This window comes from Streptomonospora mangrovi (genome assembly GCF_027604915.1).
Classification (GTDB): domain Bacteria; phylum Actinomycetota; class Actinomycetes; order Streptosporangiales; family Streptosporangiaceae; genus Streptomonospora; species Streptomonospora mangrovi.
Genome location: NZ_JAJAQC010000018.1, coordinates 36812 through 48499, shown reverse-complemented (window position 1 = coordinate 48499; position 11688 = coordinate 36812). Strand labels below are relative to the sequence as shown.

Below are 11688 nucleotides of genomic sequence, written 5' to 3'. Positions count from 1 at the left end.
TTGCAGAGGGGATACGCCATGCTCGCCCGCCTCACCGCCGCCCTCACCGCTCGCCTGCGCCCACCGCGCAGCCGCGGCGAGGCCGGCTACTCCACCGAAGCCGTCGTGGTCATCGCGCTGCTGGCCGCACTCGCTCTGGGCGCGGTCGCCCTCATCAGCGACGCCGTGATGGAACGCGCCCAGACCATCACCCTGGAGTAGCAGCCGTGCGCCGCCCACACCCAACGCGCCGAGACGACCGGGGCAGCACTGAACTCGCCGTGGCCGCGCCGCTGCTGCTCCTGCTGGTGATGCTGGTCGTCCAGGCGGCGCTGTGGGGCCATGCCCACCACACCGCCCAGGCCATCACCCACCACGCGCTGGCCGCCGCGCGCACCGCCCAGGCCACCGGAGCCGACGGTCAAGCCGCGGCCGAGCAGGCTGCCGACCAGTTCGCCGGCCAGGTGCTGACCGACCTGTCCATCACCGTGGAGCGCACTCCCGAGACCGCCCGCGTGACGCTCAGCGCCCAGGTGCCCTCGCTTGTTCCCGGCCTGTCCTGGCCGGTCCACCAGCAGCGGTCCGCCCCCGTGGAACGCACCACCCCTGCGGAGGAGGGGACGTGACCGGCGGGGACAAAGGTGCGGCAGCGGTGGAGGCGGCGCTGCTGACCCCGCTGCTCATCGCCCTCGTGCTGCTCATCGTGCTGGCCGGACGCCTGGCGTCCGCCGACCTCACCGTCACCGCGACCGCGCACGCCGCCGCCCGCGCCGCCACGCTCGAGCGCACGCCCGCCGCGGCCGAGGCCGCCGCTCAACGCGCCGCGGCGAACAACCTGCGCACGCACGATCTGAGCTGCGCCGCCCACAGCCTCCGCCTGGACACCGGCGGCCTGGAACCTGGCGCGACGGTCCGGGTACGCCTGACCTGCCGTGTCGACCTGGGCGACCTCAGCGGGCTGGGCGTGCCCGGCACCCACACCGTGTGGGCCGACTCCAGCGCCGTGGTCGACCTCTACCGGGGCACACCGTGATGGGCGGCCGCGCCGACCGAGGCCAGGCCACCGCGTTCACCGTCACCCTCGCCGCCGTCCTGGTGCTGCTGTTCGCGCTGGTGTGGGAAGGCGGGCGGGCGATGGCCGCCCGCAGCCGAGCCCTGACGCTCGCCCAGGAAGCCGCCCGCGCCGGCGCCCAGCACCTGGACCTGGCCGCCTACCGCGCCGGTGAGGAAACCGCCCTCGACGCCCCCGCAGCCCGGCAGGCTGCCACCGCCTTCCTGCGCGAGGCGGGGGCCGGGGGGACCGCTCGCATCGAGGGAGACCAGGTCACCGTCACCGCCCGCATCGACCACACCTTCGCCCTGCTGCCCCTGGGCACCCGCTCGCTCTCGGCCAGCGCCACAGCCAGCCCACACACCGGAGGTTGAGCATGGTCCGCCGCACCGGCGCCCTCCTGGCCACCGCCGCCCTGCTGCTGGGGCTGCCCTACCTGGCCACCGCCCGACTGCACTGGCCCGCCCTCGACCTCTCCGCCACCAGCCTGGCCGCCCACCTGCGCGGCGGTACGCTACCGCCCGGCATCGGCACCGCGCTCCTCATCTGCGCGCTGTGGGCGGTCTGGGGACTCTACGTGGCCGCGCTGGCCGCCGAGGCCGCCGCGCTCCTGCACGGCCGACCGCCGCGCCGCCGGCTGCTCGGTCCCCTCCAGATCGTGGCCGCCACCGCCCTCGGCGCCACCCTCACCCATCCGGCCGTCCACGCCGCCACCGCTCCCTCCCCGCCCGCGGCCGAACCCGTTTCGCCGCAGACACCGCCCTCACCGCTCCCGGTCGCGCCGACCGCAGAACCGCGCCCGCCCGCCGATCCCACCACCGGCGGCGGCCCCGTCGCGCGGGAACGCGTGATCGACGGCTTCGGCTTCGACTCTGCCGAGCTGACACCCGAGATGAAGGCCGACCTCGACAGGGTCGGGGCGATGCTGCGCGCCCACGGCGACCCCGACCACCCGGTCGTCGTCACCGGCCACACCGACGCCGCCGGAGCCCCCGACTACAACGAGGACCTGTCCCTGCGCCGCGCCGAAGCCGTGGCGAACCACCTGCGTACGCACCTGGGGGAGGGGGCACCCCCGATCGAGCCGCAGGGAGCCGGGGCCACCGAACTTCTCCCCGGGCAATCGGACGACGCCCAGCGGCGCGTCGACATCTCCTACACCCTCACGCCGCGGCCCCCGGCCGCACCCTCACCATCCATCGACACGCCTGCGGAGCCTCCCGAGGACGAGTCCTCCCCCGACACCACAGCACCATCCCAGGCGGTCATCGTGCTGGAACTGCCCACCGGCGTCCTGCTCACCGCCGCAGCCGCAGGAGGCGTCGGCGGCGGCTTCGCCCTGGGCCGCCGAAGCCGCCGCCCCAACGCGGACGGGGCAGCGCACGATCCGCCCGACCCCGCCGCCGCCGGTGGCACCGGAACCCAACCGCCACCCGTCGACGTCCACAACGTGGCACGCCTGCGCGACGGCATCGGCCTCGTCGGTCCCGGGGCCCCGGGAGCTGCCCGGAGCCTGATCGCCGCCGCGCTGCGTGCTTCCGCCCAGCCGGCGTTGCGCGTGGTAATCCCCGCCGCCGACGCCGACCGACTGCTGGGCACCGACACCGTCGAACTGCTCGCCCAGCGCCACGCCCCCGCCCTCACGATCGCCCCCACCCTCCCCGACGCCGTCACCGAGCTGCACACCCGCATCCTCGCCGGCGCCGAGGAGAGTCACGACGGTAGCCCCGCGGCCGAACCCGCGCCCACCACCGTTCTCCTCGCCGAGCTGGACGGCTCCACCGCCGACGAGGTGCACGCGCTCCTGCGCACCAATCCAGACGGCGCCGCGAGTGCGGTGGCCCTCGGCCACTGGCCCGCCGGCACCTGCACCCTCGGCCCCGACCACACCGTCACCGCCGCGGCCCCGTACCTGGCGCACCTGGCAGGAGCCCGCTGGGCCCCCACCACACCCGAGGTGCTGCACCGCCTAATCAGCGCGCTGCCGCCGCGAACCGGCGCGGCCGGAGGGGCAACGCCGGGCCCCGACCGCAGCGGTAAACCGCAGGTGCGGCTGCACGTCCTCGGACACGTGCTCCTCACCGCCGACGGCGAGCCCGCAGTGCTGCGTCGTCGCTCAGCAGCCGAGGTCGCCGCCTACCTCACCCTCCACCGCGACGGCGTCACCCTGGACCGCGCCATCGAGGACCTGTGGCCCCAGGAGAGCCCGCAGCGCGCCACCCGCCGCTTCCACGACGCCACCAGCGCCCTGCGCACCGCCCTGCGCCCCCACACCGCCGACGACGGCAGCACCGCCGTCCTCCACCACAACGGTCGCTACCGCCTCAATCCCCACGCCCTCAGCGTGGACCTGTGGACGCTGGAGGACACCCTGGGCGCCGCTGAAGCCGAGCCCGGGGACTCGGCCACCCAGCAGCGCCTCCTGCGTACTCTCACCGGATTCGCCGACTTCGCGGCCGAAGAGGACTACCTCTGGGCTGAACACCACCGCGTACGCATCCGCGACCGAGTCCGCCGCGCAGCGCTGAGCGCGGCCGAGCACGCTGCCTTCGACACCGCCAGCGCCCTGCTCGACCGCGCCATCGCCGTCGACCCCACCAACGACGAGGCCCATTGCGCGCTCATCCGCCGCCATCTCGACAACGGCGACCGCGACGCCGCCACGACCGCTTACCGCGCCTACGAGAGCGCCCTCGCTGACATTGGTGCTTCTCCGGACCCGGAGATCCGAGCCTTGCTCAGTTCCGCGCCGCAGAATTGACGGATGCGTGATTCCAGGGTGTATAGAATACGAAAGGGTTCGGCCAAGGTGAACGGCGGATACCTCTAATGCGGATCTGCTTGTGAACTCGGCTATGGCCTTCAGGGTGCACGGGCGCCTTCTCCCCTGCTTTGGTTTTTCCGCACCTGTCGCCAATCCTCCTCCCTTTATTCGTATGCGTCACTTCGAGTGTCCTGCTGGGTGGCGCCAACGGGGTTCCGATCCGTGTTCCCGTCCCTGCGTCGCTATGAGCGCTCCACCTCGAGGCTCGAAAACGCCAGGTCAGCGAACTGCAGGGTGATCCCATGCGCCTCCCGACAGGTGCGCGGCACCCATGCAAACTCTGCGGGTAGGGCGAAGGAGTCTCTGGTGCGGCGTTGGTCGTCGTGCGCGTTCGAATTCTCCTGACTGCATTTGCCTTGACTGCTCTAGTCGACATTTTTTGATTCTCGTTCTTCTTGTTCAGTTGGTTCTCAGATTGGGGCGGGTTCTCGGTGTCTCCTGATGGGTGCGCGTTCCTGTTCGGGGGAGCTGGGCTGCTGTCAAAAAGCCGCCATGAAATCATCGAATGGCGGTTAATTAGCGGCCGGGTTTGGGTATTATTCAAATAGACCAAGCAAAGCACAACCAAGATCGGGAACCTGATATGGGAACCTGGTACGGCCTGTGGAACGGTGGGTCCGGTTATTCTCCCCCGGCTTCCACTGATCTCGAGCGCTTCCGCTCTCTCTCCGATGCGGCCGACGCTCTGCGTGAGCGGTACAACGGCGGCAGTTGGCGCCAGCGGTTCAACTTCGTGTTTCGCGACCCCGAGTGTGTCCTTACGCCCGGTGTCGACCACGAAAGCTATATCGACCTGTACCGGTGGCCGACCGATGCGGACCTCTCGCTTATCGACCTGTCGGTCATAGACCGACGCGTCGTCTTCGGTCCGCGCGGCGGAGTGCGTTTCGAGTAATCCTGCCTGACTGTTCGTGAGGTGAGTCATGCCTGTTTACGTTCTCGGTGACCGCCCCGTGCGGCGCCCCGATGACGTCCACACGCTGAAGATATCCCCGGTGCACGAGGAGCGCCGCCCGTGGGACGGCGGACGCCAGCGCTGGTCCTACGAACTCCTTCGGGGCGATCAACTCATTTTCCAGGGCGCCGACCTGGGAAGCCCGCCCGGCAGGTCCGCGGACGAAATAGCGCTGCACGCGCTGATCTTCCTCACGCTGGAACCGGGCGACACCGACCCCGAATACTTCGCCGGATACACGCCTGAACAGCGCGAGTGGTGCGAGCAATACGCAGCGGATCTGGCCATGTACACCTATGACGAATATGGAACGGAACGGCGTGACCTCGCCGATTTCCGAATCGGACAATAAGTGGGCGTGGGGGCGCCTGCGGCGCGTCCCCACGCAACTCCTTCCTTTCTGAAGGGGTATCCGTCCTGAAAATATTCGCATTCCCTGTGCGTCTCAGGTGCAAATTCCTCTGCTGAAGGGGCTGAAGAAAAGGAGCATCCATGATCACGCTTCCGCACACCGGTATGCAGGCGCCGCACAACCGCATGCGCGCCACCAACCTGAACGAAGTCGACCTCGACTGCGGCGTCGCCTTCACCGCGCTCCTGTGTGAGGGCGCCGCCGTCGTCGGGACCATCGTCAACGAAGGCCAGGGCGGTCCCACTTACCTCCGGGCCGCGCACGAGGCGCACGGCGCCTTCAGCGCCTTCGCCACTCAGTGCCGCGACCGCCACGGCGCCCCGCTCACGGAAGAACACGTACTCGACAACCTTGTCGACGAACACGAGTATGCCCGCCAGATCGCGTCGGCGGAGCGCCGGAAACGCCACGTCGTCCGCTACTTCGACACGGCGGACATCCCGACCTCGGGCACGTTCGCTCTGCGCTCAGGCCGCGTCGACTACAACGCGGCCTGGAAGGCGGCGCCGCGCCTAACCGCCCCCGCCGGCGCGGTCCGCGCCGAGATCTGGATGGGCGACGACCGCGGATGGGTGGCCTTCACCCCCGCTTAGGGCGCCAGGGCGCGGTCTGGCCGGGACAGCGACCAGACCCGCCGCCCCCTTCATTCCCGGTCCCTCACACCGATGATGGAGAAGAACAATGCTGTACCGGGTGTCTGCGGTGGTCACGCCACATAAGGGCGGATACACCCCTGTCCCGCTCAGCGAGGTCAACGCCGCGATGCGGGTCATCACCGACCTCTTCCACGTCCACCGCACCATCGCTGTCTCACCGGACCGGTCTATTCGCCCCCGACCGGTCGGCATGGGGCCAAGCAGGTACGGGGTCTATCTCATCTACGACTGCGAAGCCGATGACGAGCACATGGCGCTGGGCGTGCTGCGAGCGGCACTGGACCTGCTGGGACCCGACGTGCTCACCGGGTGGAAACCCTACGTCTGGAAGGTGGTCGAACGCCGCCCCCGCGCCTCCGGACCCAATTCCGGTTCCTGACCAAGAGCGGCGGAGCCGGAGCACGACAGCGGCTGGGCTCCGCCGCCACATCCGCCCTTCGGAGGTAGACCGATGCCTCGCTACATCGTCGCCGTGCTGGCGACGCCCCCTTCCGAACGCGCGCCTCTCGCGGAATCCGAGGCGCTGACGGCCGCCGCCATGCTCGGGGACCACCTTGCTCAGATCCACGTTGTGGAGTTCCCAATGGGAAACCCCGTGCGGCTGCTGGGAGCCGCCGTCCACACCGGTCCCCACGGTGTCCGCCTGGAAATCACCTGCCAGGCGTTCCGGCCGTGCCTGGCCGCCGACGCGATCGTGACCGCAGTCGGACTGCTGAGCCGCCGCCATAGCGCAACCACTGCCTGGCATGTGCGCCTGGTCGGCGTGACCGCCGAGGACGACGCCAGCACGTGACCCCCGGGTGGGCTGGAACGGGACAGCGTCCAGCCCACCCGCTCCCCGGTCCCTCACCCTCTGAACGGGAGTTCTGCATGGCTGTGCTGACCATTGAAATCTTCGCCTGCGCCCCCGATGACCTGACGCCGTGCCTTGCGGAGCGCTGGATGGTCCAAAGGCTCGGTGGCGCGCTGGCCCCGCTGAAAGACGCCCTGGATGGGCCGCTGCCGGTCCTCGGCTTCACCGTGCAGCCCTACGCGGGCGGGGCCATGATCACCCTGTCCTGCGTCGCGGCCTCCGGTATCGAGGCGGTCGACATGATCGCCGCCCGTCTGGAGGCCGCCATGGGCGACACCCCGGCAGTCTCCCAGGGCTGGCGCCGTCCCCCTGGCAAACCCCGGGTGCTATTGAGCCAAAACTCGCCCCCGGGGGGGGGGGGGGGGCCCGCGCCCGCCCCGCCGCTCCAACCCGGTCCCTCTCGTACTGAACGGAGCCTCTTATGTTTGCGATCTTGACCGTCAACGGCGAACTCGTTGACGCAGGTGAAAGTGTCGAGTCCTGCCACGTCGACCTCAATCCCGAGCAGGCATGGCCGTCCCACACCTGCCGTTCCTGCGGTGAGGGACTCACCCGCGAGACCGCCGGATGGGTCGACAGCAACGGCGACAGCCGGTGCCCCGGCAACGATGACGCCGACCACGACCCGGAGCCGACCCCGCTCGCCTGGTGCAACTCCGCCGCCATCCTCACCGACGAGGACGACGACGCGGTCACCGTCACCCTGTCGGTGGGTGACCCCCGGGGCGCCTTCGCCTTCACCGTGCGGCGTGTGCCCGACGACGCACACGGCCCGGCGGCCGGGCGGCTCATCCTCCACGTCCCCCAGCCCGGCGACCCGTACCCGCATGTGGCACTGACCGAAGTCCACCCGGGGACCTACCTACTCGGCTCCGGCCCCGTCGGTGACTGACTCGGGCGCGCTGTCGCCCGGCTGGCGCCAAGAAAGCACGCCCAGGCGCATCCCCGGGCACCCGAACTTGCCGGCCAACACTGTCGTAGTGACCGGCGGCGGCCGTGTCCCCGACAAGTCCACGGCCTACCGCCTGCTGCTGATGCCGATCCTCACACCCTGATCCGCACCGGCGGTGGGGGGCGGGGGGGGCCGCCCCGGCCCCCCCCCCCCCCCCCCCCCCCCCGCCGGGGGGGGGGGGGGGGGCGCCCCCCCCCCCCCCCCCACGACCGCCGTCCCAGTCCCTCACACCCGGATGGAGGCACAACCATGCCTGAAAGCCGAAGGCGTTCGAGCCTCGAGGCGCACGCCCACGCTGTGGCAAACGCGGTTGACACCGCCTGGCACGGCGTCCACGGCCATGGCCGCATTGAGGTCCCTTTGTCGGTGGTCGCCGGTCTCGCGCTGCTGGGCCCGCCCCCTGGGCGGCGCGAGCACGTCGCCCACCACATCACTCACCTGTCGGAGAACGGCTTGGCCGCATTCATGCGGCACCTGTGGGCGGAATTCCTCTGCGCCCGCCCCGACCTGGCCAATCCCGTGTGGCCGCTCGTGCGGTGCTGGCTGGGGGATCACCCGGTCACCGACTCCGCGCTGACCGGCGCCCACGCCACCGCTCGCGCCGCTCTGAATCGTGGGCAACTCGATCTGACGGGGGATCGAAAGACGCGATGGGAGGTCGACCTGCTCGGCGTGGTGCTGACCGTGCTCACTCACGGCACCGCCAAGCAGGCCCGAGGTCTCTACTACACGCCGGCGCCGGTGGCCTATGCCATGGCCGCCCTGCTCGGCTTGACCGAAGGCGAGCGCGTGGCCGAACCGGCCGCGGGCACCGGCGGGATGCTGCGCGCCGCCGCTCAGGTCATGCGCGACCACGGTCGCGATCCCGCCTCAGCCACCTGGATCGCCAACGACGTGGACCCCGTGGCGGTGGCATGTCTGGCCGTCAACGCCGAACTGTGGGAACTGGGCCCGCGTGTGCTCATCGGCGTCGGCGACACCCTCACCGACGACTGGATGCAAGGAGCCTGCGCCCAGCGAACCGAAACCCTCGGCGTGGCCGCTGACGTGCGTCGACTGGCGGAACTGCGGAACGCGCTCGCGCAACTTCGGCGCCTCACCGACGCCGCCGCACCGGAAGCGCGGAACCGGGACCGGGAGGAGCCGACGTGAACCGCTACAGCGTCACCGTCGACGCCCGGACTCCTCGCACCCATGACCGCCTCACGGACACGACCAGCCCCTATGTGGCGCATCTGATGGCCCTCGCGTTGCACGCCACCGCGGTAGCCATCCCGCTCACCGATCCCGTCCGCATCACCCGATGGGAGATAGCCCCCCACGCACGCGGACTGGTGATCACGGTGGAATGCGCCGCCGCCCGCGCCGATGCGGCCCGCGCCGAACTGAGCCGGGTCATCGACCAGGCGCGCCACCACGGCACTGGCGGCTGGGCCGCGTTTACCGCCTGGTTCTTCACCGTGACCGAGGTCCGCGCCCACCCGGCCAACGCCTGACCACCGTCGGCGGGACGCCGCTTCGACCGGCGGCGGTGTCCCGCCCTGGCACACCAGCACGGAGGCTGACCATGCGAATCCGGCTCACCGACCGCCAGCACGCCGCGCTCACCGCGGCCGCGGAAACGCCCGGCGCCACGTTCCCCGACACCACCCGGCCCGCCACGCTGTACTCCTTGGTGGACCTCGGGTATGCCCGCCCCGCCGCCTACGGCCACCCCAACCGCATCACCCCGGCCGGGCGGGCCGCGCTGGCCGGGGACGAGGCGGCAGCGCTGACCTGGCAGCGGCTGACCCCCACCCTGCGCGCGGTGCTGTGCGCGCTGGCCGACGGCCGTGACGCCGACCGGGTCGGCCCCGCCGGGGCCGTCAACGCCGCCACCTTCAAGCGGTTGGCGGCCGCAGGCTTCATCACCACCCAAGGCCGCAACGACACCGCTCATGCCCGCCTCACCGACACGGGGCACGATGCGGTGTTGCGTATCCGCGGACAGCGACCCGCCTTCACCCGGACCGAGATCACCGAGGTCTACGTGGACGAACTGTGCGTCAACGACTCGTTCGCCGAGTACGGGCGCCGCTGGATCGTCGCGTTCCCGCCCAAGGCCGGGGGAGCGCGCGTTGGAGACATCACCGTGCTGGCGCACATCGAAGGGCTCACACGGAACCACCCGGACTACCAAGTGCACACCTTGAGCCTGCCGGCGGATCGGCGCCTTCCCCGCTGACAACGAGAGCGGGACCGGTCTGGACAGGACCGGCCCCGCGAGCGCCTATCCCCAGTCCCTCACAGAACCGAAAGGAGCAGGCGGTCTCAGGGTAGCCACCGCGGGAAGTCTAGGAAGCGGTTCGGCCCCTGCGAGTCCAAACTGATGACGAGTTCTACGCCCGCTGCTGGCTGCCGAAGCCGGTCGGCCTCCTCGTCTCGGTGGGGGTTGAGGAAAGCGTTGCCGACGCGGGTGCGCCGCAGCCGCGAATACGCCTCGCTGGTCTTGTGCCAGCGTGGCCTAAGCCGAACCGGGCACGGACCCTGATACCACATCGAGAACGAAGACCCCCGCGCAACGACATGTTGGGCGGGGGCTGGTGTCTGACTCCGGTTTCTTCCCCGACTGGCCAGGCCGACTCTGGAGGTCAGCGGTCAGATGCTGGTGCTGGCTTGGTTGATCAGGGCTTTGATCGTCCGGTTGTCCTCGGAAGCCAGTTGCGCCCGGTGACGCCTGCGGAGTGCGCGCAGGCGTCGTACGCACCGGGCCCTGGTTCTGCGGTCTCCCAAGACCAGCGCCTCCTTCAATTGCGCCATGGCCTCGGCGAGTTCGGCGGGAAGCTGCCCATCGGACCCGGGTGTGGGCGTTTTCGTGGTCGGCGCCTGCTTGCGAGAGGGCGTCGGAGCGTCGTCCGAGCCGCGCATTCGAGCGATTCGTGCCCGCAGGCTCTCCAAGGAGTCGGCCCGTTCATGCGTGGAGCCGGGGACAGGGGCCCGAGATGAAGCGGAAGGCCGCGCCGGGGCCGGTCGCGGGGCGGCCTGGGCCGGAATGGCGGGGGCGGGCGGCCGGGGCGGCCGATGGGGTGCCGGCTCGTAGCGGGAGACCCGACCCCAGTCCCCGACGTTGTCCGCAGCGGCCAAGAAGACCTGCATGATCGCGGAGTCCTTGGTCTGGCTGAACCTGATCGGCCCGTAGGGGATTCCCTGCTCATCCAGGATGCCCCGCAACTCGGTGTTGCTGTGGTGCACGAACCAGTCCCACTCGCGCCCCTGCGGGGACCTGGCGTCGTCTTTGACCTTGACGATCGTGAGGTCGCCGAGCACGATGCGGGTATCCCGGGTACCACGCGGCCCGCTGATGTGCAGGTAGCGGCCGTCGTGTTTCTCGAGGGGATCGATGAAGTCGACCTTGCCCTCGGGAAGGCCTCGGCTCACGCGCCAGCGCCGCAGTTCGGCCCAGGCGATCGGGGGCTCGATGTCGTGCCGGCCGCGGCTCCTCTGCGCCAGGCGGCACGAACTTTCGGCCTCACCTTGGTGGTAGAAGTGCGGGATCTTGTCGTCACCGATGCGGATAAAAAGCTTTCGCCCGCACCCGTTCACGCTCCCGCACCAGAATTCGGTGCCGGTGGCGCGGTGCTCTTCGCGAAACTCGATGGCGGCATCGTGCTCGATGGGCAGGATGACGGCGTCCTCGGAGTCGGCCGTCGCGCCTTTGACAGCCGTCTGCACGCGGCGCCGGTCTTCTGCTGCTGCAGATGTCGAACGGAGTCGGGCCAAGCGTGAAACTCCTTCCAAGCGCACCAACCCCGGGATCGGCTCCTGACCGCTGCGGGGTCGCGGAGCGTCACCTCGGAGACTGCACGAACCCCTACATGTAGTGGTCCGTGCGTCCATGATGCACTACAGATGAGACGCCTGGTACACAGGTTCGAATAACCCCAGTTCAATGTGCGTGTCGATCTCACTTTGGGTCATAGGAGCTGTTAGCGCCGCCTGTCAGCGGCCGGAACATGGGGAGGTTGCA

At 70.3% G+C, this 11688-nt stretch carries 16 protein-coding genes; 15 read left to right on the top strand and 1 reads right to left on the bottom strand.

Annotated features, from left to right (window positions below):
- From LG943_RS12675 to LG943_RS12605, 15 genes are all read left to right on the top strand, one after another.
- Window positions 1-201 (top strand): hypothetical protein, encoded by a 201-nt coding sequence (locus LG943_RS12675; protein ID WP_270072453.1) that lies wholly within the window; start codon window positions 1-3, stop codon window positions 199-201.
- A gap of 5 nt (window positions 202-206) precedes the next feature.
- The gene (locus LG943_RS12670; RefSeq protein WP_270072452.1) at window positions 207-605 is read left to right on the top strand and encodes a TadE/TadG family type IV pilus assembly protein; all 399 of its coding nucleotides are present in this window, start codon (window positions 207-209) and stop codon (window positions 603-605) included.
- On the top strand, window positions 602-1012 hold the full coding sequence (locus LG943_RS12665) for a TadE/TadG family type IV pilus assembly protein (RefSeq protein WP_270072451.1): 411 nt from the start codon (window positions 602-604) through the stop codon (window positions 1010-1012). Before LG943_RS12670 ends, LG943_RS12665 begins: the two co-directional genes overlap by 4 nt.
- Complete coding sequence (locus LG943_RS12660; protein WP_270072517.1) at window positions 1012-1404, top strand: pilus assembly protein TadG-related protein; 393 nt, start codon at window positions 1012-1014, stop codon at window positions 1402-1404. The genes LG943_RS12665 and LG943_RS12660 overlap by 1 nt, the downstream gene beginning before the upstream one ends.
- A 2-nt stretch (window positions 1405-1406) precedes the next feature.
- On the top strand, window positions 1407-3791 hold the full coding sequence (locus LG943_RS12655; RefSeq protein ID WP_270072450.1) for an OmpA family protein: 2385 nt from the start codon (window positions 1407-1409) through the stop codon (window positions 3789-3791).
- Between the two features lie 646 nt (window positions 3792-4437).
- Window positions 4438-4749 (top strand): hypothetical protein, encoded by a 312-nt coding sequence (locus tag LG943_RS12650; RefSeq protein WP_270072449.1) that lies wholly within the window; start codon window positions 4438-4440, stop codon window positions 4747-4749.
- Window positions 4750-4777: 28 nt separating this feature from the next.
- Entirely contained in the window at window positions 4778-5161 is a 384-nt protein-coding gene (locus LG943_RS12645) for a hypothetical protein (RefSeq protein ID WP_270072448.1), read from the top strand.
- A 140-nt stretch (window positions 5162-5301) separates the two neighbouring features.
- Window positions 5302-5814, top strand: coding sequence for a hypothetical protein (locus tag LG943_RS12640; RefSeq protein WP_270072447.1), 513 nt, complete (start codon window positions 5302-5304; stop codon window positions 5812-5814).
- 109 nt (window positions 5815-5923) lie between these two features.
- Complete coding sequence (locus LG943_RS12635) at window positions 5924-6256, top strand: hypothetical protein (protein ID WP_270072446.1); 333 nt, start codon at window positions 5924-5926, stop codon at window positions 6254-6256.
- A gap of 72 nt (window positions 6257-6328) precedes the next feature.
- On the top strand, window positions 6329-6670 hold the full coding sequence (locus LG943_RS12630; protein ID WP_270072445.1) for a hypothetical protein: 342 nt from the start codon (window positions 6329-6331) through the stop codon (window positions 6668-6670).
- 77 nt (window positions 6671-6747) lie between these two features.
- On the top strand, window positions 6748-7167 hold the full coding sequence (locus LG943_RS12625; RefSeq protein ID WP_270072444.1) for a hypothetical protein: 420 nt from the start codon (window positions 6748-6750) through the stop codon (window positions 7165-7167).
- Window positions 7152-7622, top strand: coding sequence for a hypothetical protein (locus LG943_RS12620; RefSeq protein WP_270072443.1), 471 nt, complete (start codon window positions 7152-7154; stop codon window positions 7620-7622). The genes LG943_RS12625 and LG943_RS12620 overlap by 16 nt, the downstream gene beginning before the upstream one ends.
- Window positions 7623-7931: 309 nt before the next feature.
- Window positions 7932-8834, top strand: a complete 903-nt coding sequence (locus LG943_RS12615; RefSeq protein WP_270072442.1) for an N-6 DNA methylase — start codon at window positions 7932-7934, stop codon at window positions 8832-8834.
- Window positions 8831-9178, top strand: a complete 348-nt coding sequence (locus tag LG943_RS12610) for a hypothetical protein (protein ID WP_270072441.1) — start codon at window positions 8831-8833, stop codon at window positions 9176-9178. The genes LG943_RS12615 and LG943_RS12610 overlap by 4 nt, the downstream gene beginning before the upstream one ends.
- Before the next feature lie 71 nt (window positions 9179-9249).
- A complete protein-coding gene (locus tag LG943_RS12605) occupies window positions 9250-9906 on the top strand; it encodes a type 2 periplasmic-binding domain-containing protein (protein ID WP_270072440.1) in 657 nt (218 codons plus the stop codon).
- A 413-nt stretch (window positions 9907-10319) separates the two neighbouring features.
- Here LG943_RS12605 and LG943_RS12600 read toward each other — a convergent pair whose 3' ends face one another.
- Window positions 10320-11441, bottom strand: a complete 1122-nt coding sequence (locus LG943_RS12600; protein WP_270072439.1) for a competence protein CoiA family protein — start codon at window positions 11439-11441, stop codon at window positions 10320-10322.
- Between the last annotated feature and the right edge of the window lie 247 nt (window positions 11442-11688).